Annotated in this window: 19 protein-coding genes and 1 pseudogene; 11 read left to right on the forward strand and 9 right to left on the reverse strand. The window is 71.0% G+C overall.

Annotated elements, in window-relative coordinates; all coding sequences use genetic code 11:
* A pseudogene (locus NH287_RS11420) lies at positions 1-1,692 on the forward strand (ATP-dependent helicase); the annotation flags it as partial.
* 9 nt (positions 1,693-1,701) lie between these two features.
* Complete coding sequence (locus NH287_RS11425) at positions 1,702-2,475, forward strand: DNA-formamidopyrimidine glycosylase family protein (RefSeq protein WP_253035723.1); 774 nt, start codon at positions 1,702-1,704, stop codon at positions 2,473-2,475.
* A gap of 7 nt (positions 2,476-2,482) precedes the next feature.
* Here the strand turns inward: NH287_RS11425 and NH287_RS11430 are convergent, their stop codons facing one another.
* A complete protein-coding gene (locus NH287_RS11430) occupies positions 2,483-2,782 on the reverse strand; it encodes a putative quinol monooxygenase (protein WP_290440563.1) in 300 nt (99 codons plus the stop codon).
* On the reverse strand, positions 2,782-3,447 hold the full coding sequence (locus tag NH287_RS11435) for a YitT family protein (RefSeq protein ID WP_253035724.1): 666 nt from the start codon (positions 3,445-3,447) through the stop codon (positions 2,782-2,784). The genes NH287_RS11430 and NH287_RS11435 overlap by 1 nt, the downstream gene beginning before the upstream one ends.
* Before the next feature lie 96 nt (positions 3,448-3,543).
* On the opposite strand from NH287_RS11435, the gene NH287_RS11440 reads away from it, so the two are divergent.
* From NH287_RS11440 to NH287_RS11455, 4 genes are all read left to right on the forward strand, one after another.
* A complete protein-coding gene (locus NH287_RS11440) occupies positions 3,544-3,951 on the forward strand; it encodes a transferase (protein ID WP_064003742.1) in 408 nt (135 codons plus the stop codon).
* 66 nt (positions 3,952-4,017) lie between these two features.
* Positions 4,018-4,548 (forward strand): thermonuclease family protein, encoded by a 531-nt coding sequence (locus tag NH287_RS11445; RefSeq protein WP_253035725.1) that lies wholly within the window; start codon positions 4,018-4,020, stop codon positions 4,546-4,548.
* Between the two features lie 25 nt (positions 4,549-4,573).
* Complete coding sequence (locus NH287_RS11450) at positions 4,574-5,308, forward strand: LysR substrate-binding domain-containing protein (RefSeq protein WP_253035726.1); 735 nt, start codon at positions 4,574-4,576, stop codon at positions 5,306-5,308.
* A gap of 42 nt (positions 5,309-5,350) precedes the next feature.
* Positions 5,351-6,076: a GMP synthase gene (locus tag NH287_RS11455; RefSeq protein ID WP_253035727.1), complete on the forward strand. Its 726-nt coding sequence runs from the start codon at positions 5,351-5,353 to the stop codon at positions 6,074-6,076.
* A gap of 90 nt (positions 6,077-6,166) precedes the next feature.
* On the opposite strand, the gene NH287_RS11460 is transcribed toward NH287_RS11455, so the two are convergent.
* Positions 6,167-6,985 carry a tryptophan-rich sensory protein gene (locus NH287_RS11460; RefSeq protein WP_374209385.1) on the reverse strand — a complete coding sequence of 273 codons (819 nt, stop codon included), beginning with the start codon at positions 6,983-6,985 and terminating at the stop codon, positions 6,167-6,169.
* Between the two features lie 417 nt (positions 6,986-7,402).
* Between NH287_RS11460 and NH287_RS11465 the strand changes: the two genes are divergently transcribed.
* Complete coding sequence (locus tag NH287_RS11465; protein ID WP_253035729.1) at positions 7,403-8,812, forward strand: HNH endonuclease signature motif containing protein; 1,410 nt, start codon at positions 7,403-7,405, stop codon at positions 8,810-8,812.
* Between the two features lie 217 nt (positions 8,813-9,029).
* Here NH287_RS11465 and treZ read toward each other — a convergent pair whose 3' ends face one another.
* The 6 genes from treZ to NH287_RS11495 all read right to left on the reverse strand — a co-directional run bounded on the left by treZ (position 9,030) and on the right by NH287_RS11495 (position 17,573).
* A complete protein-coding gene (gene treZ / locus NH287_RS11470; RefSeq protein WP_253035730.1) occupies positions 9,030-10,748 on the reverse strand; it encodes a malto-oligosyltrehalose trehalohydrolase in 1,719 nt (572 codons plus the stop codon).
* Positions 10,745-13,093, reverse strand: a complete 2,349-nt coding sequence (gene treY, locus NH287_RS11475; protein ID WP_253035731.1) for a malto-oligosyltrehalose synthase — start codon at positions 13,091-13,093, stop codon at positions 10,745-10,747. The genes treZ and treY overlap by 4 nt, the downstream gene beginning before the upstream one ends.
* Complete coding sequence (gene glgX / locus NH287_RS11480) at positions 13,093-15,303, reverse strand: glycogen debranching protein GlgX (RefSeq protein ID WP_253035732.1); 2,211 nt, start codon at positions 15,301-15,303, stop codon at positions 13,093-13,095. Before glgX ends, treY begins: the two co-directional genes overlap by 1 nt.
* Before the next feature lie 69 nt (positions 15,304-15,372).
* Positions 15,373-15,837, reverse strand: coding sequence for a glutaminase (locus NH287_RS11485; protein ID WP_253035733.1), 465 nt, complete (start codon positions 15,835-15,837; stop codon positions 15,373-15,375).
* A 20-nt stretch (positions 15,838-15,857) separates the two neighbouring features.
* Entirely contained in the window at positions 15,858-16,541 is a 684-nt protein-coding gene (locus NH287_RS11490; RefSeq protein WP_217529548.1) for a GTP pyrophosphokinase family protein, read from the reverse strand.
* A 9-nt stretch (positions 16,542-16,550) separates the two neighbouring features.
* The gene (locus tag NH287_RS11495) at positions 16,551-17,573 is read right to left on the reverse strand and encodes a LacI family DNA-binding transcriptional regulator (RefSeq protein WP_253035734.1); all 1,023 of its coding nucleotides are present in this window, start codon (positions 17,571-17,573) and stop codon (positions 16,551-16,553) included.
* Between the two features lie 151 nt (positions 17,574-17,724).
* Here NH287_RS11495 and NH287_RS11500 point away from each other — a divergent pair, with 151 nt between their 5' ends.
* The 4 genes from NH287_RS11500 to NH287_RS11515 form a co-directional block, all read left to right on the forward strand.
* Positions 17,725-19,014, forward strand: coding sequence for an ABC transporter substrate-binding protein (locus NH287_RS11500; protein WP_253035735.1), 1,290 nt, complete (start codon positions 17,725-17,727; stop codon positions 19,012-19,014).
* Between the two features lie 2 nt (positions 19,015-19,016).
* A complete protein-coding gene (locus tag NH287_RS11505; RefSeq protein WP_253035736.1) occupies positions 19,017-20,030 on the forward strand; it encodes a carbohydrate ABC transporter permease in 1,014 nt (337 codons plus the stop codon).
* Between the two features lie 8 nt (positions 20,031-20,038).
* The gene (locus NH287_RS11510) at positions 20,039-20,914 is read left to right on the forward strand and encodes a carbohydrate ABC transporter permease (protein ID WP_064003730.1); all 876 of its coding nucleotides are present in this window, start codon (positions 20,039-20,041) and stop codon (positions 20,912-20,914) included.
* A gap of 1 nt (position 20,915) precedes the next feature.
* The coding region (locus NH287_RS11515) for a glycoside hydrolase family 3 N-terminal domain-containing protein (RefSeq protein ID WP_253035737.1) at positions 20,916-23,010 on the forward strand (2,095 nt) is incomplete at its 3' end.

Below are 23,010 nucleotides of genomic sequence, written 5' to 3' on the forward strand. Positions count from 1 at the left end.
CTCGACGAGCTCGTCGAGGCACGCCGGGCGATCCGCGTCACGCTCGGCGGCGTCGCACGCGTCGCGGGCATCGAGGACGCGGGCCGCCTGCGCGACGCCCTCGGGGCGGCGCTGCCCGTCGGCATCCCGACCGCCTTCCTCGAACCCGTCGCCGATCCGCTCGCCGACCTCGTCGCCCGCTACGCGCGCACGCACGGACCGTTCCGCACCTCCGACGTCGCGACCCGCCTCGGGGTCGGCGGCGCGGTCGCGCGCCAGACGCTGCAGCGACTCGAGGCGCAGGGGCGCCTGGCGAGCGGATTCTTCCTGCCCGCCGACTCCGCGCACACCGACGACCTGGAATGGTGCGACAGCGAAGTCTTGCGCCGGATCCGGATGCGGTCGCTCGCCGCAATCCGCGGCAGCGTCGAACCCGTCGCCCCCGACGCGCTCGGCCGCTTCCTGCCGGTCTGGCAGCATCTGACGCGTCCGCTCGAGGGGGTCGACGGAGTGCTCGCCGTCGTCGAGCAGCTGGCGGGAGTGCCGCTGCCGGCGAGCGCGTGGGAGTCCCTCATCCTCCCCTCGCGCGTCCGCGACTACTCCCCCGCACTGCTCGACGAGCTCACCGCGACCGGCGAGGTGCTGTGGTCGGGTCACGGCTCACTGCCCGGTCGGGACGGCTGGATCGCCCTGCACCCGGCGGACATGGCCTCCCTCACCCTCCCCGCCCCCGAGGACGAGCCCACGCCGTTCGAGCAGTCGATCCTCGACGCGCTCGGCGCCGGCGGCGCCTACTTCGCGTCGCAGCTCGCCGGGATGGTCGAGGCCCCGAACGAGCAGTCCGTCATCGACGCGCTGTGGAACTTGACCTGGTCGGGGCGGGTGACCAACGACACGTTCGCCCCGGTCCGCGGCCTGCTCGGCGGGGGGTCACAGGCCCACCGCGTGACCCGACGCACGCCGCGCACGCGCATGTTCCGCGGCACGCCGATCGCGGCAGCTGCACGACCCGCACCGCAGCGGCCCGCGATGGTGGGGGGTCGGTGGTCGCTGCTGCCGGCGCCTGACACCGACGCGACGCTGCGGGCGACGGCGACGGCGGGCCTGCTGCTGGAACGCTACGGCGTCGTCACGCGCGGCTCGGTGCAGTCCGAGGGGGTGCCCGGCGGGTTCGCGCAGGTCTACCGCATCCTCGCCGGCTTCGAGGATGCGGGGCACTGCCGCCGCGGCTACTTCGTCGAGAAGCTGGGCGCCGCGCAGTTCGCGACGTCCGCCACCGTCGACCGGTTGCGCGAGTTCGCGTCGGTGCCCGAGCCCGCGCCGCTCACCGCGCGGACGCTCGCCGCGACCGACCCGGCGAACCCGTACGGTGCGGCGCTCACCTGGCCCGCGCTCGAGGGTGTGAACCACCGGCCCGGGCGCAAGGCGGGCGGGCTCGTCGTGCTCGTGGACGGCGCCCTCGTGCTCTACCTCGAACGCGGCGGGCGCACCGCGCTGGCCTTCACCGACGACGAGGAGGTCCTCGCCGCCGCCGCCCGCAGCCTCGTCGACACCGCCCGCGCGCGGAAGCTCGACACCCTCACGATCGAGCAGGTCAGCGGCGCGTTCGTCTACACGACCGCCGCGGGCCGCGCCCTGCGCGACGCCGGGTTCGTCGAATCGCCGAAGGGCCTCACGCTGCGGCGCGGGGCTCGCGAGCCGCAGCGAGCGTAGGGAGGCCGGATGCCCGAGGGCGACACCGTCTTCCGCGCCGCGCGGAAGCTCCACGAGGCACTCGCCGGCCACGAGGTGACCCGTTTCGAGGTGCGGGTGCCGCGCAGCGCGACCGTCGACCTGCGCGGCGAGACCGTGCGCGAGGTCGTCCCCCGCGGCAAGCACCTGCTCATGCGCATCGGCACACAGACCCTGCACTCGCACCTCAAGATGGAGGGCCGCTGGCACGTCTACCGGGCCGGGCAGAAGTGGCGCGCGCCCGCGTTCCAGGCGCGGGCGATCGTCGGCACCAGACCCGCGGATGCCGTCGGTTTCGAGCTCGCCATGGTCGAGGTCCTGCCGACCGCCGACGAGGGCCGCGTCGTCGGACATCTGGGGCCGGATCCCCTGTCCGCCGACTGGGATGCCGCCGAGGCGGTGCGCCGGGTCGCCGCCGACGAGCGCGCGATCCACGTCGCGCTGCTCGATCAGCGGAACGTGGCCGGGTTCGGCAACGAGTACGCGAACGAGCTGCTGTTCGTGCGCGGGATCCGTCCCACCGCCCTCGCCCGCGAGGTCGACGTGGCGGGACTCATCGACACCGGGGTGCGGATGATCCGCGCGAACCGCGACCGGCAGGGGCGGACGTTCACGGGCGACAACCGCCCCGGCAAGCAGACCTGGGTCTACGGGCGCGGCGGCAAGCCGTGCCGCCGGTGCGGCACGCTCATCCAGGGGTCCGAGCTCGGGGCGCGCGCGACCAGCGAGCGGATCGTCTTCTGGTGCCCCGTCTGCCAGCCGTGACAGAGGCTCACTCCTCGGGCGGCAGCCCCTCGATGCGGTAGCGGCGTTCGATGCCCGCCGTCGCGCGACCCCACTCGCTCTCCGCCGTGCGGCGCTGGTGGGCGCGGAACGCCTGCGCGTCGGTGAAGAGCTCCTCGACCGACCAGGCGCGACCCCCGCCGAGCGGCGTGATCTCGAACAGGAGGCACCCGGGCTCGGCCCGCGTGCGCTCGATGTGCGCGTCGAGGTGGCGACGCACGGCATCCGCTTCTTCCTGCGTGTGGCAGATCATGCGGCCCGACAGACGGACGCCTCCGATGTCGACCATCAGTGACCGATGTACCGGCCGGGCCGGTGGTTGAGGGCGAGCACGAGATTCAGCACGACGGCGCCCGCAGCGCTGAGCAGGACGTTCGGCCACGGGACCACGAGGAGGGCGAGCAGGATGACGAGGACATCGAAGACCATCATGGTCCACCCGACGCGGATGCCGGTCGCATCCTGGATGATCAACGCCACGACGTTGACGCCGCCGAGGCTGGCGCCGTGGCGGAAGACGATGAGCAGCCCGATGCCGGCGAGGAGGTTCCCGGCGACGGTGCCGAAGATCGGGTCGATGCGCTCGACGACGAAGAAGTGCTCGATGAGCACCGAGAACCCCGAGACGGCGCCGATGCAGACCAGGGTGCGGAGCGCGAAGTCCCAGCCGCGCTTCCAGACGGCGAGGACGCCGAAGGGTAGGTTGACCACCGCGAACAAGGCCCAGAAGGGCCACGAGACCGCGTAGTTGAGAAGCAGGGAGAGCCCGGCGGTTCCGCCGGTGACCGCGGTGCTGAGGTGCAGCAGGAACAGGCCGAGCGAGACGGTGAAAGTGCCCGTCGCCAACCCCACGACGTCGTCGAGCCATGAATGCGGGGCGGCTTTCTGCTCGAACACGAGCGACGGACCTGTCTCGGGGGCGTCGGCGTCGATCGGGTCTGCGGGCGCGGTCACCGAATCAGGTTACCCAGCGGAGGTCAACCCCATGATTTCGGTGCTGTCGGGGGAATGAAATGCCTTGTGGGACGTTGTATCCGTCAAGGAGGACCCGTGGGCAAGAACTACATCGACATCGAGAACGACCGAGGCGAGACGCTGCGCTACCGCAAGCACGCCAACGGACGTGGCTTGATCGCGAACGGCGCCAAGGTGCACCCGAGCGCGGTCGTCGAAGCGGGCGCCTACGTCGAACCGGGAGCGCAGATCGCGGCCGGGGCGCGGATCGGACGCGGCGTCTGGATCGAACCCGATGCCATGATCGGCCCGAACGCCGAGATCGCGCCGCACGCGCACATCGGCCCGGGCGCCGTGATCGGCGCGGGCGCGAAGATCGGCGTGCGCTGCTTCGTCGGGGCGGGCGCCCGTGTGGCGAACGAGTCGCTGATCGGCGACGACGAGAGCATCGGCGACGGCGAGCGTGTCGCGACCGACCGTCGCGGGCTGCGACTGGCGGCCTGACCGGATCGGACGACCCGACCCTCACCCGGTCGGGTCGTTGTCCGTGCCGCGGGTTAGCCTCGGCGGGTGAGTACTCCCCGGTCGCGTCGTGTCGCCCTGGCGGCCGTGATCGGGTTGCTGGTGCTCGCCGGGCTCTGGGCGGCGTGGTCCGCTGCGCCCGAGCCCGCCGGTGTTCCCGAGGACGCGGCTGTTCCCGAGGACGCGGTCGCCTACACGGTCGAACGGGTGGTCGACGGCGACACCCTCGTCGCGCGAGGGCCGGACGGCGAGGTGCGTATGCGCCTCATCGGCATCGACACCCCCGAGGCCCGGCCCGAACCGGAGTGCGGAGCGGATGCCGCGACCGCCCGGCTGCGCGAACTCGCCCCCGACGGGAGCCGGGTCTGGGCGACCGCCGACCGGGAGCCGGTCGACCGGTACGACCGTGCGCTGCGCTACCTCTGGACGTCCGACGGGGCGTTCGTCAACGAGACGCTCGTCGCCGAGGGCCACGCGGAGACTCTCCGCATCCCTCCGAACACGCGCTACGCGACGCGGTTCGCCGTCGCGCAGCGCACCGCCGAGGCGGAGGGCCTCGGCCGGTGGGGGTCGTGCTGAGACCCGCGCGGCTACGCTGACAGGCATGGCGACACGCGGCGGACCCCAGCGCAAGGGCGGCCGCCCCGGCCCGGCGAAGTCGCCGGCCAAGTCGGCCGCGAAGCCGAAGTCGCCCGCGAAGCCGCGCGCGAAGGCCGTGCCGGAGCCGGCGACCGTCGCGGCACCTCCCGCGGGACCGTTCCGGCTGGGCGCCGTGCCCGGCGCGACACCTGGCAAGTGGATCGACACCTGGAAGACGCGGATGCCGCGCACACCGCTCGAGCTCGTCCCCCTGCTCGTCGCGGAGCAGCGCGGGGCGTTCGTGCGGGGCGAGGTCGACGCCGCGATCGTGCGGTTGCCGATCGACCGCGACGGGCTGCACGTCATCCCTCTGTACGAGGAGACGACGGTCGTCGTGTGCGCCGCGGACTCGCACCTGACCGCCGCCGACGAGTTGACCGTCGAGGACCTCGCCGGCGAGGTGCGGATCGTCCCGCGCGACGACGTGCTCGGCATCGACGTGCCGGGAACCGAGCCGCCCCGCTTCGCCGCACCTGCGACGACGGGCGAGGCGATCGAGACCGTCGCCGCCGGCGTCGGGATCGTCGTCGTGCCGATGTCCCTCGCACGGCTGCATCACCGCAAGGACGTGACGTTCCGCCCGCTCGCGGGGGCCCCGGCATCCGCTGTCGCCCTGGCGTGGCCGGCGGACGGGACGACCGAGCTGGTTGATGCGTTCGTGGGCATCGTGCGGGGGCGCACCGCCAACTCGTCCCGCTGACACACGGCGTTCGGCCTCCGACCGGGCATTTAGACTGGACGGATGGCCCCGCTCGTCTACCTCTGCGTGCGCCCGCAGGTGGATGCCGCGGACGGCGAGTACGCGTCGTTCCAGCACGCGATGGGCGTCGACGAGACCGGGCTCGAGCGGTGGAACCTCGTCGAGGACGACCTGCCCGCCGAGGCGTTCACCCGGTGGCGCGGATTCGTGGTCGGCGGGAGCCCGTACAACACGACCGACCCCGCCGATACGAAACCGGTGGAGCAGCGGCGGATCGAGGCGGGCCTCGGTGCGGTCGCGCAGGCTGCCGCTGCGGGCCGGACGACCGCGCTGTTCACGTGCTTCGGGATCGGGGTCGCCTCGCGCGCGTTGGGCGGCGAGGTGACGCGGGACTACCCGGAGGGGACGGGGCCCACCGGCATCCGTCTCACCGAGGACGGTCGACGCGATCCGCTGTTCGGCGACCTGGCACCGGAGTTCAGCGCGCTGACGGCGCACAAGGAGGGCACCTCGCGGTTGCCCGCGGGTGCCGTGCTGCTCGCCACGAACGACGACTGCCCGGTGCAGGCGTACCGGCTGGGCGAGCGGCTGTATGCGACGCAGTTCCACCCCGAACCGACCGGGGTCGCTTTCACCGAGCGGATGACGATCTACCGCAACCACGGCTACTTCGACGCGGACGAGTACGACGCCGTCGCGGCGCACGTGCTGTCGGCCGACCTCGCCGAGCCGCAGCGTCTGTTGCGCCGTTTCGCTGCCATGTTCTGACCCGGTCGCCGGGCACCTGCACGATGCGTGGTGCTGGTGTGCACACGCGAGCCGCGTGAGGCGACACCGACCCCACGGGTCGTGCGGACGTCAGGCGCGGGCGAGGGCGAGTTCGCCGCGGCGTCCGCGGATCCAGAGCGCGATCGGGACGAGCACGACGACGGCGGCCGCGATGAACGCCGCGATGGCGATCGGGGTCGACTGGGGCTCGCTCACGGTGCGGCCGACGCCGATCCAGAGCAGGCCCCACGCCGACGCGAGAGCCGGGGCGAGGCGGCCGCCCGTGCCGATCGCGCTGGCCGCGGCGATGAGGGCGACGACGATGAGGACGGCGACGCCCCACGCGTTCGCGGCCTGACCCCACGACTCGGGGGCGACCTCGGTCGTGAGCCAGGCTGTCGTGTTGGCGACCGTGGCCAGCGTGACCCATCCGAGGTGGAGCCCCACGGTGACGTCCGTGAAGAACGTCTCGGCCACCGTCCGCGGCGGGTTCAGGACGAGCAGACGCATGGTCCAGCCGAGCGCGACGAGGAGCGCGACGATCGTCACGACGGTCAGCAGGAGCGTCGTGTACTGGGCCGCGAGCAGCCACAGACCGTTGAGGACGGCCGTCAGGGCGATCGGGTAGCCGACGCGACGCTGACGATCGCTGCCCCTCTGCGACGGCAGCGCCTGCCAGACCGTGTACGCGATCATGAACGTGTAGATGACGCTCCAGATCGAGAACGCGGAGCTCGCCGGCGCGAGCACGGTCGAGGTCGCGGAGAGCGCGCCGTTCTGCAGATCCTGCACCGGGGTGCCGCCGAAGACGCCCGAGCCGAACAGCGCGGCGATGATCATGAACGTCACCGCCGAGATGACGACGATCTGACGTGTCAGGTCGGAGGAGCGGGATGCGGTGGAGCTCATCATGGCGCCACGGTACGTCGCGCCCCGGCGGCGCAGCGAGCTCTTGACAGTCGGATGCCGGGGCGCCCGGCGCCGTCGCGGGTGTCACGGATTCGGATGTGCGCGCCGGATTCGGACCACACCAGCGGTTGGCATCCGAATCCGGGGACGTTCTCCGAATCCCGGGGACGGCGAGATGGATGACGGGGTGGGGTGCGGGCGCGGGCGGGCGGCCGATGGGCTCGCAGAGCGGTTCGCCGTGGGAGGCACGGTGTCCGACGCTGCGACGTGGTCCGGGCGAGACGCTGAGTGCGATCCGCGCGTGCTCATCCAGCACCTCGGAAGATGAGAGGACTCTCATTTTCGAGGTGTCCACATCATGTGATCCGGGCCGGTTTCGACGGGGTGGATGTCGGTGGCCAGTGGCAGAGTGCAGGTATGACGGATGCGGCGGAAACCCCCGGTGGCGAGGACTATCTCGCCGCCCTGGCGGGCATCGTCGCGGATGCGGGTGATGTGGCCGTCGAGCTTGCGAGGGCGCAGGTCCGGGAGCTGCGGATGCTGGCCGCCGCCGGCCGGCTCGCGGAGGCGCAGACCGCGCAGCGGAACGCCCGGGTGCAAGTGCATGACATGGTGCTGCGGTCGATCTCGGCGGAGGTCGGCGGGGTGATGCGGGTCACCGATCGGACCGTGCAACGCCGGATCGGTGAGGCGCGGACGTTGGTCGAGGGCTTCCCCGCAACGGTCGAGGCGTGGGAGCAGGGGCGGATTATCCGCGGGCACGCGATCACGATCGTCGAGACCGGGACGAGTCTGCCGGCGGAGATGTGGCCGGAGTTCGAACAGGTGGCGATCAGCCGGTGCGAACGGGACACTCCGAACCGGGTGCGGGGAGAGCTCGAGATCCTCGCGCACCGGATGCATCCTCGCTCGTTCGCGGAACGGCACGAGGAAGCCGTCGCTGGCAGGTGCGTGCGGATCGTCCCGGGGCGGGATGGGATGAGCGATGTGGTCGCGACCCTCCCGACGGTGATCGCCGAGGGTATCCACGACCGGCTCACGCAGCAAGCGCGAGCAGTCATCGACACCCGCGACGAACGGGCCGCTGCGCACGGCGGGGCGGGTGTCGCGTTCGGAGGCGCCGCGACGGGCGTAGACGTCGGCGATGGCCACGGCGACAGCGAGGATGCCGCCGCGATCGTTGCGACAGATCAGCGTTCGATCGATCAGGTCCGGGCCGACGTGTTCGCCGACCTGCTCCTCGCCGGAACGCCTGCACTCGACGACACCCGCGACACCGCCGCCGGACCGCTGGGCGCGATCCGCGCACGCGTACAAGTGCTCGTCCCCGCCGCGACACTCACCGGTCAAGATGACGGGCCCTGTGACCTCACCGGCCGATCCCCCATCGACCCCGCGACCGCCCGCACCCTCGCCGGCGGCACCGGGATATGGGAACGCCTGTTCCACGACCCGACCACCGGCGTCACCGTCGCGACCGACTCGTACCGCGTCCCGTCCGGAATGCGCCGGTTTCTGCAAGCCCGCGATCAGCACTGCCGGTTCCCCGGATGCCGCGTCGCAGCGATCCGCTGCGAAGTCGACCACACCCACGATCACGCCCTCGGCGGCAGAACCGAACTCTCGAACCTCGCCCACCTGTGCCAGAGGCATCACTCCATGAAGCAATTCACCGCCTGGAGAGTGCGACAACGCAAGGGTGGCGTCCTGGAATGGACCTCACCCCTCGGCAGGATCTACAGAGAAGACGCACCGACACCGGCCGTCGCCTTCACCCCTGCCGCACCACCACCACCGACCGCACCAGCGGAACCCGCACCCTTCTGAGGAACACCGCACACCGTCTCACCCGCACGCGGAATCAGGGACGCTCTGCGCATCCGAGACATCTGCACCGCGGCGAGCTCCGCCCGGGACAAGACCGACGCATACACACCCCGGGTGTTCCGCTGCCTGCGGGAACCAGGCACCCCGCCAACGCCAACGCCAACGCCAACGCCAACGTCAGTCCCAACGCCAGTCCCAGCGCCGGCGCCGCCGCGACCTACTCCCCGATGACGACCGCAGAGTCCGGCGCGACGACGAGTCGATCGCCGTCGCGACCGGGGTCGGTCGACGCGATCCAGACGTCACCGCCCGGCACGTCCCAGGGCTCGCTCGACAGGTTCACGACCACGCGGGCACCACCGCGGCGGAGCATGTACCGGTTGCCCGACGCCGTCGGCAGCACCTCGGCATCCCGCCCACCGGGACCCGGATGCGTCAGCTCAGGGCGCGAACGCCGCAGCTCGGCCAGCCGCCGGTACAGATCCAGCAGCCGCGCGTGATCGCCGACCTCGACCTCCGACCAGTCCAGCTTCGACCGCTCGAACGTCGCCGGCTCGTTCGGATGCGGCACGATGCTCTCGTCCCAGCCCATCTTCACGAACTCCTCGATGCGTCCCTTCGCGGTCGCCTCGGCGAGCTCGGGCTCGGGGTGCGACGTGAAGAACTGCCACGGCGTCGACGCGCCCCACTCCTCGCCCATGAACAGCATCGGCGTGCCGGGAGCGGTCAGCGTCAGCACCGCGGCCACCGCCAGCCGGTCCGTCGACAGCGTCGCCGTCAACCGGTCGCCCGCCGCGCGGTTGCCGATCTGGTCGTGGTCCTGCGCGTACGTCACCAGCCGCCACGACGCCGACTCGTCGGGCACCGGCTTGCCATGATCGCGCTCCCGGAACGACGAGTAGGTCCCGTCGTGGAAGAAGCCCTTCGTCCACACCTTCGGCAGCGCCTCCGGATCGGCGAAGTCCTCGTAGTACCCCACCGTCTCCCCCGTCAGAGCCACGTGCACAGCGTGATGCCAGTCGTCCGACCACTGCGCCGTCAGGCCGTACCCGCCGGCCTCGCGCGGCAGGAACATCACCGGATCGTTCATGTCGCTCTCGGCGATCAGCGTCAACGGCCGTCCGACGTGAGCGCTCAGCGCATCGGTCCGCTCCGCGATCTCCTGCAGGATGTGCACCGGCTGCGCGCCCGACTCGTGCAGCGCGTGCACCGCGTCCAGACGCAGACCGTCGACGTGGAAGTCCCGCATCCACATCAGCGCGTTCTCCACGATGAACGACCGCACGGCCGCCTCGTCCAGGTTCAGACTGTCGCCCCAGGTGTTCCGCGACCCGTCCCGCAGATACGGCCCGTACTCCGGCAGGTAGTTGCCGCTCGGACCCAGGTGGTTGTAGACGACGTCCTGGATCACCGCGAGCCCCGCGGCGTGCGCGGCATCCACGAACCGCTGATACGCGGCCGGGCCGCCGTAGGTCTCCTGCACGGCGTACCACAGCACGCCGTCGTAGCCCCAGTTGTGGGTGCCGTTGAAGGCGTTCACCGGCAGCAGCTCGATGTGCGTCACACCGATGTCGATCAGATGGTCGAATCGGGCGATCGCGGCATCCAGCGTTCCCTCGGGTGTGAACGTCCCCAGGTGCAGCTCGTAGATCAGCCCGCCAGCGAGCTGACGCCCCGTCCACGCGTCATCCGTCCACGAGAAGGATGCCGCGTCGAACCACGCCGACGCCTCGTGCACCCCGCGCGGCTGCCGCCGCGACCGGGGATCCGGCCGCAGGTCGTCGCCGTCGCCCAGCACGAAGCCGTACTCGTCGCCGTCCGCGAGCACGACGTCGGCACGCCACCAGCCGTCGCCGGCCGCCACCATCGCCACGTCGTCCCTCCCCGGACGGCGCAGCCGAACCCGCTCGACCCGCGGAGCCCAGACCTCGATCACGATGCGTCCCCCTCGATGACATCCGCCGGCGCCAGCAGCGCGACGGGATAGGTGTCCAGCAGATCGGCCAGGCGCACGCGCCCACCCTCGACACGACGGCCGGTCAGCACGTCGACCATCGCACCGGAGCGCGTCAGCAGCTCGGTGTCGCCCCAGCCGCCGCGCGCGGCGAGACCGGCGGGCAGGCGCGTCGCCACGGCGACGACCCCACCGCGGTCGAACGCGACCACGTGGTCCGCCGCCTCCCCGGCCGCCGTCATCGGCATGTACCGCGCGAACAGCTCCGGGCGGTCGCGCTTGAGCCGCAGCGCGCGCGACACCACGAGCAGCTTCGCCGCGCCCGAGCCGTCGACGGGCGGCATCCACCCCTCGTCGAGGCGCGCGAGCAGCCGGCGACGCTCCGCGAAGTCGACCTCGCGGCGGTTGTCGGGGTCGACGAGCGAGTGGTCCCAGAGCTCGGCGCCCTGATACACGTCGGGCACACCCGGCCCCGCCAGCTGCAGCAGCTTCAGCGACAGCGAGTTCGACCGGCCGAGCGGCGCGATCTCGTCGACGAACCCTTCGACGATCGCCCGCGCGTCGCCGAAGGCGGCGTCGACGAGGTGGTGCATCTTCTCTTCGAACGCCTCGTCGGGCTCCGACCAGGTCGTGCTGTTCCCGGCTTCGCGCGACGCCTTCTCGGCGTACGCGTGCAGCCGCTCGCGCGACGCGGGCCACGCCCCCACGATCGCCTGCCACAGAAGGTTGTCGAACGGTCCGTCGCCCGTGGACGAGACCTCGCGCAGCGCGCCGAGCACCTCGGCCCACCGCTCCGGCATCTCGGCCAGCACCGACAGCCGCGCGCGCACGTCCTCGCTGCGCTTCGTGTCGTGCGTCGAGAGCGACGTCATCGCCGCGGGCCACGCCGCCTGACGGTGAGCGGATGCCGCGTGGAACCCGTCGGCATCCACCGCCCACTCGGTCGGGTCGCCGCCCACCTCGGTGAGCGTGCCCAGCCGGGTGAACCGGTAGAAGGTCGTGTCCTCGACGCCCTTCGCCATGACGGGGCCGGTCGTCTGCATGAACCGTCGCGTGAACTCCGCCTCGGGCTCCGCGACGAGCCGGGCCGCGATCGCCTCGAAGGCGGCGGCGAGCTCGGGGCGCCGACGCGACGCCAGCGCGACCGCCGCGTCGACCTCCTCGGTTCCCGCCGGCAGGTACGCGCGGTACACCGGGAAGGCTGCGAGCAGCTCGGCGAGCGCGTCGAGCCACTGCTCGTCCGACGCTCCGCCGCGCTCGGCGGCGGGCACGAGGGCCGCGAGCCGCAGCACCTCGGCGTGCAGCCCGTCGGTCGCCCAGGCGAGCTTCGCCTCGTGCATCATGTCGGCGTAGACGGCGTCCTGGCCGCCCCGCAGCCGGGCGTCGAGCGCCGTCAGCGCCTGCTCGCCGGCCGGGTCGATCAGCACACGGTCGAGGACCGCCATCGCGTCGTACCCGGTCGTGCCGTCGGTCGCCCACCATGCGGGCAGCTCCTCGCCGTGCTCGAGGATCTTCTCGACGAGCACGTACGCGCCGCCCGTGGCATCCGCCAACAGGTCGAGGTATCCGCCCGGGTCGGCCAGGCCGTCGGGGTGGTCGACCCGCAGGCCGTCGGCGAGGCCCTCGCGGATCCACCGCACGATCTCGACGTGCGAGGCGTCGAAGACCGCCGGGTCCTCGACGCGCACACCCGCGAGCGTCGTCACGGCGAAAAAACGCCGGTAGTTGAGCTCCGCGTCGCCGCGCCGCCAGAACAGCAGTTCGTAGTGCTGCCGGGCGAGCACGTCGCGCACGTCGCCCTCGCCGGTGCCGTCGGCCAGCGGGAACTCGTGGTCGAAGTACCGCACGACTCCCGCTGCGGCGTCGACCTCGATCTCGCCGTCGTCGATCGCCTGCTCGAGCTCACGGCCCAGCACCGGCAGCCGCAACCGCCCGCCGAGCGCCCAGTTGACGTCGAACGCGGCCGCGTGCGGCGAGTCCTGACCGCGCCGCAGCACGTCCCACCACCACGGGTTCTCCCGCGGAGCGGACACGCCCTGATGGTTCGGCACGATGTCGATGAGGATGCCGAGGCCCGCCGCGCGAGCCGCGTCGGCAAACCGCTGCAGACCCTCCGCGCCGCCCCGCTCGGGGTCGACCACGGTCGGATCGGTCACGTCGTAGCCGTGGTCCGAGCCGCTCGTCGCCTGCAGGATCGGCGACAGGTAGGCCCAGTCGACGCCGAGGTCGCGCAGGTAGTCGGTGAGCTCGGCCGCGGCATCCAGGTCGAAACCCTTGCGGATCTGCAGCCGGTACGTCGACCGGGGAGTGCTCCGTCGCCCGGTCATCAGCGGGGCAGCTCGATCTGCGGCGCCTCAGCGGGGATCGTGTCGATCGCGCCCGTCAGGGCGGCGAGCGAAGCCGCGACGGACGGATCCGGCTCGACGGTCTCCTCGACGTGGTCGCGCAAGACGACGAGCGCACGACCGCCGACCGAGACGGTGCCGCCCGGGTCGACGAGGGGGGCGTCTGCCGCACCGCCGGCGGTGTCGACGATCACCTCCCAGCGGGGGCTCGCCGACGCGGTCGGCACCGTGAAGTCGATGTCCTCGTCGCTCGCGTTGAAGAACACGAAGAAGTGCCGGTCGTGGATCTCCTCACCGCGACGGTTGCGTTCGCGGATGCCGTCGCCGTTGAGGAACACGCCGACCGCGCGCCCGAACCCGGAATCCCAGTCCTCGGGCTGCATCTCGGAGCCGTCGGGGCGGATCCACGCGATGTCCGGGAGCGGCGCCCCCTCCTCGCGCCGCACCGGCCGGCCGTCGAAGAACCGCCGACGCCGGAACGTCGGGTGGTCGCGCCGCAACCGAGCGAGCACCGAGGTGAACTCGATGAGCGGCTGGTCGATCGAGGTCCAGTCGATCCACGTCAGCTCGTTGTCCTGCGCGTACCCGTTGTTGTTGCCGTTCTGCGTGCGGCCGAGCTCATCGCCGTGCGAGATCATCGGCACGCCCTGGCTCAGCAGCAGCGTCGCGAGGAAGTTCCGCTGCTGACGCGCCCGCACTCGCAGGATGTCGGGGTCGTCGGTGGGGCCTTCGACGCCGTGGTTGTACGACCGGTTGTGCGACTCACCGTCGTTGTTGTCCTCGCCGTTGGCCTCGTTGTGCTTCTCGTTGTACGAGACGAGGTCGCGCAGGGTGAAACCGTCGTGCGCCGTAACGAAGTTGATGGATGCCACCGGCCACCGCCCGTTTTGCTCGTACAGGTCGGCCGACCCCGTCAGGCGCAGCGCGAACTCGCCGAGCGTGGACGGTTCGCCGCGCCAGAAATCGCGGACGGTGTCGCGGTACTTGCCGTTCCACTCCGTCCACTGCGGCGGGAAGTTGCCGACCTGGTAGCCGCCGGGACCGATGTCCCACGGCTCGGCGATCAGCTTGACCTGGCTGACCACCGGGTCCTGCTGTACGAGCTCGAAGAAGGTCGAGAGGCGGTCGACGTCGTAGAACTCGCGGGCGAGGGTCGAGGCGAGGTCGAAACGGAAGCCGTCGACGTGCATTTCGAGCACCCAGTAGCGCAGCGAGTCCATGATCAGCTGCAGGGCATGCGGGTTGCCGACGTTGAGGCTGTTGCCCGTGCCGGTGTAGTCGGTGTAGTACCGCTTGTCGTCGTCTTCGAGCCGGTAGTACGCCATGTTGTCGATACCGCGCATCGACAGCGTCGGGCCCATGTGGTTGCCCTCGGCGGTGTGGTTGTAGACCACGTCGAGGATGACCTCGATGCCCGCGGCGTGCAGCGCCCGCACCATCGCCTTGAATTCCTGCACCTGCTGGCCGACGCCGCCGCCCGCCGAGTACGTGTTCTGCGGGGCGAAGAAGGCGATCGTGTTGTAGCCCCAGTAGTTCGAGAGGCCCTTCTCCTGCAGCGTCGAATCGTTGACGAACTGGTGCACCGGCATGAGCTCGAGCGCCGTGACGCCGATCTTCTTGAGGTGCTCGATGACGACGGGGTGCGCGATCGCGCTGTACGTGCCGCGAATGTCCTCGGGGATGTCGGGGTGCGTCATCGTGAGGCCCTTGACGTGCGCCTCGTAGATGACGGTCTCGGCGTACGGGGTCTTCGGCTGCCGGTCACCCTGCCAGTCGAAGAACGGGTTGACGACGACGCCCTTCATGTTGGCTGCGGCCGAGTCCTCGTCGTTGGTCGAGTCGGGGTCGCCGAACGTGTAGCTGAACACCGACTGCCCCCACTCGACCTGGCCGTCGACGGCCTTGGCGTAGGGGTCGAGGAGGAGCTTGTTCGGGTTGAAGCGGCATCCGTTGGCGGGGTCGTACGGGCCGTACACGCGGTAGCCGTACCGCTGCCCCGGCTGCACCGACGGCAGGTAGGCATGCCAGACGAACGCGTCCACGTCGATGAGCTCGACGCGGGTCTCCTGACCGCTCTCGTCGAACAGGCAGAGCTCGACTTTCTCGGCGCCCTCGCTGAACAGAGCGAAGTTCGTCCCATTGCCGTCGAAGGTCGCTCCCAGGGGGTAAGCGGAACCGGGCCAAACCTGCATGCGCACTCCCGTGTTAGGTGGAAGGCCACAGTACCGAGGCGAGGTGTCCACCCTCCGGCCCTTGACAGGTCAGCGCAGCGACAGCATGTCGTCGAGGTACGCCGCGAGGGGCCGCGGCGGCCCCGTCGTGCTCCACGCGACGTGCGGCACGCCGTCCACGAGGGACAGGATGCCGGAGCTCTCGCCGCGGTCGACGGCTGCGGCGTCCATCTCGGTCCAGCCGAGGTGCAGCACCTCACCCTCGGCGAACCCGCCGCGGAAGGCCGCCGCGGCTCGCTCGGAGCGTGCCCGCTGCGCTTCGGCCGTGTACCCGCGGACGGCGTCGTGCCGGGCGCGCAGGACCTCTCCCGTGGCGAACACCCGGTCGTCGCCGATCAGCAGGACCCCGACGTGCCACGCCTCGGTGACCGGGAGGATGCGGGGCGCGCGACCGATCCCGAGGATGCGGCGGTTCGCCGCCCAGTCCCCCAGTCGCTCTCGCGGGGAGCCGGCGAGCCGGGCGCGCGCCGCGTCGAGCAGACCGACCGTGGTCATCGAGGCATCCGTCACCGTCGTCAGACGAGGCGGGTCGGCGCGACCGCGGCGCCGCCGCGGATCTGCTGATGCAGCCGCGCCATGCGCGCGTCGAGTTCGGCGGCGGCGTCGGCGGCGTCCTTCAGCTGGCCCAGCAGGTGCTCGGGCACCTGCCGCTCGTACTTGTAGTAGATCTTGTGCTCGAGGCTCGCCCAGAAGTCCATCGCGATCGTGCGGAACTGCACCTCGACCGGCACGTCGACCCGCCCCGTCGAGAGGTAGACGGGCACCTCGAGGATCGTGTGCAGGCTCTTGTACCCGTTGCCCTTGGGTGTCGCGATGTAGTCCTCGACCTCGCGCACCGTGATGTCGTCCTGCGCCGTGAGCAGGTCGAACAGCCGGTACACGTCGCTGACGAAGCTGCAGGTGATGCGGATGCCGGCGATGTCGGTGATGTGCGCGCGCACCGAGTCGAAGTCGGGCTCGATGCCGCGGCGCTGGATCTTCTCGACGATGCTGTCGGGCGACTTCACCCGGCTCGAGACGTGCTCGATCGGGTTGTAGTCGTGCATCTCGTGGAACTCCTCGCGGAGGATCGAGATCTTCGTCTCGATCTCCTGCAGCCCGAACCGGTACTCCATGAGGAACCGCTGGAACTCGTCGCGCATCGCCCGGAGAGAGGACGCCGACACCGTGATCTGCTGCTCGTCGAGCGGAGTGGACATGGTGCGACGCTATCGGGAACCACTCTGAGCGTGCTGTGAGGGCGGCGCCGTCGTCGCCCTCGGCACGAGCGCCGTCGGCAGCCGCAGGTGCGTCGCGGCCGGGGTCGCCCCGCCCATCAGCTCGAGCAGCATCGTGACCGCTTCCGCACCGAGGCGTTGCATGGGCTGGCGCACCGTGGTGAGCGCCGGCTCCGACTGCGATGCGTCGGGGACGTCGTCGAAGCCGACGACCGACAGGTCGCCCGGCACCGACAGGCCGTGCTCATGGGCGACGCGGATGACGGTGAGCGCCGACACGTCGTTGGCGGCGAACACCGCGGTCGGCCGGTCCGGGCGACGCAGGAGCCGGGTCGCGGCTTCACGCGAGATGTCCTCCACGTACTCTCCGACGCCGACCAGGGACGGATCGAACGGGATGCGGGCGTCCTCCAGCGCGCGGCGGTACCCGCCCTCGCGCAGCATCGACGACCGCAGGTCCGGGCGGCCCGCGACGAACCCGATGCGTCGATGCCCGAGCGAGATCAGGTAGGCGACCGCGTGACGGGCGCCGGCGAAGCTGTCGGATTCGACGGTGGGGAGGTCCGCAGGTCCCGTGTGGGGATCGATCGCCACCACGGGCACTTCGGCGGTCACGTTGACGACGGTCGGCGTCACCATGATCACGCCGTCGACGAGCGTGCCGCTCAGCCGGCTGAGCGATCGCCGCTCCCAGCCCTGACTCGACACCTGACGCGACCCGCTGTAGGCGAGCAGGTCCAGCCGCGAATCGCGCAGCGCCGCCCCGACGCCCTTCAGCACCTCGGCCGAGAACGGCTCGAAGTCCGCCACGAGCACCCCGACGACCCCCGTCCGACGCGCGCGCATGCTGCTCGCGACGAGGCTCGACTCGTAGCCGAGCTCCTCGACCGCACCGAGCACACGCTGCACCGTCGCCGGTGCCACCCCGTACCTCCCGTTGACCGCCTTGGAGACCGTGGCGACCGACACACCGGCCGCCGCGGCGACATCGTGGATGGTGGTGCGCCTGCGCATGCCTCGAAGCGTAGCCCCATGGAAAACATTTTCGAAAACGTTTGACGCCGACCACAACAATTCCGACACTGGAGCGAGCCCGGCACGCACCGCCGGGACCACCCGCACCTCGACGACCGAGCGTGCACTCAATGAGGAGATTGGTGATCACATGAGGACCAGACGGTTCGCAGTGGGACTCGCGGCCTTCGCCGCGGCGACTCTCGCGCTCAGCGCATGTTCGGCAGGAGGCGGCGGCGGCAGCGGCGACGGTGACGTCGAGATGACGCTGTGGCAGAACTCGACCACCGGCCCCGGTCAGCAGTTCTGGAAGGACGCGATCGAAGCTTTCGAGGCCGAGAACGAGGGCGTCACGATCACGATGCAGTCCGTCCAGAACGAGGACATGGACGGCAAGCTCCAGACCGCGCTCAACGCCGGCGACCCGCCCGACATCTTCCTGCAGCGCGGCGGCGGCAAGATGACCGCGATGGTGAACGCGGGTCAGCTGATGGACCTCACCGATTTGATCTCGGACGACGTCCGCAGCGAGGTGTCGGAGGGTTCGTTCGCCGCCGAGACCTACCAGGACAAGGTGTGGGCCATGCCCCTCTCCGTCCTCCCCGGCGGCTTCTTCTACAGCCAGGACGCCTTCGACGCGGCCGGCATCGCCGAGAACCCGAGCACGATCGACGACTTGAAGGCCGCGGTCGAGGACCTGAAGGGCACCGGGATCGCCCCGATCGCCCTCGGCGCGAAGGATGCCTGGCCCGCCGCTCACTGGTACTACTTCTTCGCCCTCCGCGAGTGCAGCCCTCAGGTGATCGAGGAGACCGGCGACTCCAAGGACTTCAGCGACGAGTGCTGGACGCGCGCCGCTCAGGACCTCACGGACTTCGCCGCCATCCAGCCGTTCAACGAGGGCTTCCTGACGACTGCCGCCCAGCAGGGCGCCGGCAGCTCGGCGGGCCTCATCGCCAACCGCAAGGCCGCGATGGAACTCATGGGCGCGTGGGACCCGGGCGTGATCGCGTCCCTCACCCCCGACGAGAAGCCGCTCCCCGACCTCGCCTGGTTCCCCTTCCCCGAGATCTCGGGCGGCGACGGCGAGCCGGGCTCCATGATGGGCGGTGTCGACGGCTACTCGTGCGCCGCGCAGGCGCCCAAGGAGTGCGCCGACTTCCTCAACTTCATCGCAGGCTCCGAGCAGCAGACGAAGTACTACGAGGCCTTCCAGTCGCCGCCGGTCAACTCGGTCGCGCAGGAGGCGGTGGAGGAGCCGTACCTGCAGCAGATCCTCGAGGCGTACAACAGCGCCCCGTTCGTCTCGCAGTGGCTCGACACCGTGCTCGGCCAGAACGTCGGCAACGCGCTCAACGTCGCGGTCGTCGACCTGCTCGCGGGAGGCAGCGACCCCGAGAAGTTCATCGCCGCCGTCAACGCCGCAGGCGCGCAGGGCTGAGCATGACCGTTCGCGAGATGTCCGTCTCGGACACCCCTGCTCTCGCGGCGCACGCCGGGGGCGGCGACTCGTCGCCCCCGGCACGGCCGCGGTCCCGCCGCCGGCGGGGCCTCGGCTGGTCGGGGCGCCTCGAGGTGCTCCTGCTCGCCGGGCCCGCCGTCGTCTTCTTCGTCGGGTTCGTGATCCTGCCGGTCCTGATGGCCGCGTACTACGGCTTCTTCCGCTGGTCCGGGTTCGGGCCGGCCACCGAGTTCGTCGGGCTGAAGAACTACATCACGATCTTCAGCGACCCGAACTTCCAGAGCGCCCTGCTGCACAACGCCTTCATCGTCGTGATGTCGATCGTCTTGCAGGGACCGATCGCGATCCTGCTGGCACTGCTGCTCAACCGCAAGATGCGAGGGCAGTCCGTCATCCGCGTCCTCATCTTCGTGCCGTACGTCATCGCCGAGGTGGTCGTCGGCACCGGGTTCAGCCTGCTGCTGTCGACGGGCGGCGCCGCCAACGGGATGCTCGAGAAGCTCGGCCTCGGCGGACTCGCGCAGGACTGGCTCGCCGACCCGGCGATCGCCATCTGGACCCTCATGGCGATCCTCACGTGGAAGTACGTCGGCTTCGCCGTCATCCTCTTCCTCGCGGGCCTGCAGGGCATCCCCGAGGAGCTCTACGAGGCCGCCGCGATCGACGGCGCGTCGTACTGGCAGATCCAGCGCCGCATCGCGCTGCCCCTGCTGGCTCCGACCCTGCGCATCTGGGCGTTCCTGTCGATCATCGGGGCGCTGCAGCTGTTCGACCTCGTGTACATCATCTGGGGTCAGTACGTCTCGTCGGTCGCCGGCACCAACACGATGGCGATCTACATGGTCGTCACCGGTCGCAACGCCGGGAACTTCGGCTACGGCAACGCCGTCGCCGTCGTGATCTTCGTCATCTCGCTCATCGTCGCGCTGTTCTACCAGCGCTTCGTGCTCCGCCGCGACACGGCCGGGGCGATCACAGAGAGGGGCGTGCAGTGAGCGCCACCATGACCCTCGTCACGGCTCCACCCGTCGACACCCGCCCGCGCCGTGCACCCAAGAAGGCGCTGCCGTGGGGCTCGCCGGTCGTCTACTTCGTCGCCCTCGTCGTCATCGCCCTCATGCTCGGGCCGGTGATCTACATCATCCTGGGCGGGTTCCGGTCGAACTCGGCGATCACGGTCGACCCGGCCGGCTTCCCCGATCCGTGGAACGTCGAGAACTACGTCGGGGTGATCACGAGCGGCCAGTTCTGGGGGCAGGTCGGGAACTCGACCATGGTGGCGCTCGCCACCACCGTCGGCGCCGTCGCCCTCGGCCTCGCCGCGAGCTACGTCATCGCCCGCTACAACTTCCGCGGCCGCGGCGCGCTCTACGCGCTGTTCGCGTCGGGACTCATGTTCCCCATCACCGTCGCGATCACGCCGCTCTACATCGTGATCCGCTCGCTCGGGCTCATGAACTCGCTGCCGGGCATCATCCTCCCCCAGATCGCCTTCGCGCTGCCGACGACGATCATCATCCTGGTGCCGTTCCTGCGGGCGATCCCCGACGAGATCCAGGAGGCGGCGTCGATCGACGGCTGCAGCCGACTCGGGTTCTTCTGGCGGATGGTGCTGCCGCTCGCGGTGCCCGGTGTCATCACCGTCGGCATCCTCGCCTTCATCGGCAGTTGGAACGCGTACCTGCTGCCGCTGTTCATCCTCAACAACGAGGCGTCGTTCACGCTCCCACTGGGCGTGCAGGCGTTCTCGTCGCAGTACTCCGTCGACACGGCGCGCGTGCTGGCGTTCACCTCGCTGTCGATGCTCCCCGCACTGCTGTTCTTCAGCCTGTTCGAGCGGCGCATCGTCGGCGGCCTCACCGGAGCCGTGAAGGGCTGACATGACGGACACGACGGTGCGCGCTTCGGCGCGCGTACGCGACCTGCTCGCGCAGATGACGCTCGAGGAGAAGACGGCGCAGCTCGTCGGCTACTGGGTCGACCAGGGCGGCGAGGTCGTCGCTCCCCTGGCCGACGAGATGGTCACGACGACGAAGTACGCGGATGCCACGACCCACGGCCTCGGCCACCTCACCCGGGTCTACGGCACACGCCCGGTCGACCCGGTCGAGCGGGCCGCGTGGCTGTGGCGCGAGCAGCGCCGCCTGCAGACCGAGACGCGCCTCGGTATCCCCGCGATCGTCCACGAGGAGTGCCTGACGGGCCTCGCGGCGTGGCAGGCGGCGACGTACCCGACGCCGCTCGCGTGGGGGGCCTCGTTCAACCCCGACCTCGTGGCCGAGATGGCCGTCGCGATCGGCGAGTCGATGCGGGAGCTCGGCATCCATCAGGGGCTCGCTCCCGTCCTCGACGTCATCCGCGATCCCCGCTGGGGGCGCGTCGACGAGTGCATCGGCGAGGACCCGTACCTCGTCGGGACGATCGGGACGGCCTACGTCCGCGGTCTGCAGTCGACGGGGGTGGATGCCACGCTGAAGCACTTCGTCGGATACTCCGGCTCGCAGTCCGGTCGCAACCATGCGCCGGTCCACGCGGGACCCCGCGAGCTCGCCGATGTCTTCCTGCCGCCGTTCGAGATGGCGCTCCGCGACGGCGGCGCGCGATCGGTCATGAACAGCTACGCCGAGATCGACGGTGCTCCCGTCGGCGCGAGCCCGTACTACCTGAGCGAGGTCCTCCGCGGACGCCTCGGGTTCGAGGGGCCGGTCGTCGCGGACTACTTCTCGGTCGCGTTCCTCCACTCCACGCACGGTGTCGCCGCCGACCTCGGCGAAGCGGCGGAGCTCGCCCTGCGCGCCGGGATCGACGTCGAGCTGCCGACGCTCGACGCCTTCGCCGGTCCGCTGCTCGAGCGGATCCGCTCGGGGGCGCTCGACGAGAGTGTCCTCGACGACGCCGTGCTGCGGGTCCTCGCGCAGAAGGAGCGCCTGGGGCTGCTCGACGCGGACTTCGCCGAGCCTCCCGCGAGCGTCGACCTCGACGGGCCGCGCCACCGCGAGCTCGCGCGGCGCCTCGCCGCCGAGTCCGCCGTCCTGCTCTCGAACGACGGCACGCTGCCCGCGGTAGCGCCGGGGCGCATCGCCGTCCTCGGCCCGAACGCCGACTCGTCCGAGGCGCTCATGGGCTGCTACTCGTTCGTGAACCACGTGCTCGCCCACCACCCCGGCACCCCCGCGGGCATCGAGATCCCGACCCTCCTCGACGCGCTGCGCGCCGAGTACCCGGCGGCGCGGATCGAATCGGTGCGCGGGTGCGACGTCGAGGGCGACGACGCGGCGGGCATCGCGGATGCCGTGGCCGCGGCATCCCGGTCCGACCTGGCGATCGTCGTGGTCGGCGACCGCGCCGGCCTGTTCGGCCGCGGCACCGTGGGCGAGGGCAACGACGTCGACGACCTCGAGCTGCCGGGTGTCCAGCGGCGCCTGGTGGAGGAGGTCGTCGCGTCGGGCACCCCCGTCGTCGTGCTCGTCCTCTCGGGGCGGCCGTACGCCATCGGATGGGCGCTCGACGGCGCCGCCGCGCCGGCGGCGATCGTGCAGTGCTTCTTCCCGGGCGAAGAGGGCGCGGACGCCCTCGCGGGGATCGTCTCGGGTCGAGTCACGCCGTCGGGCCGCCTGCCCGTCTCGCTCCCCCGCTCGGCCGGTGCGCAGCCGTTCACCTACCTGCACCCGCGCCTCGGCGGACGCAGCGACATCACGAGTGCCGACCCCACCCCGGTGCGGCCGTTCGGGTTCGGACTGACCTACACGACGTTCGCGTACGAGGACCTGCGGGTCGCGCCGCAGGCCGCCACCGGTGACGGGCTCACCGCGACGATCACGGTGCGCAACACCGGCGAGGCCCCGGCGACCGACGTCGTGCAGCTGTACGGTCACGACGTCGTGGGCACGACGACGCGGCCGTCGGCGCAGCTGCTCGCCTACCAGCGCGTGCCGCTGGGGCCGGGCGAGGCGGCGACCGTCGAGTTCCGCGTGC

The organism is Microbacterium sp. CnD16-F (assembly GCF_024124465.1).
In the GTDB taxonomy this organism is placed as follows: Bacteria; Actinomycetota; Actinomycetes; order Actinomycetales; family Microbacteriaceae; genus Microbacterium; species Microbacterium gawkjiense.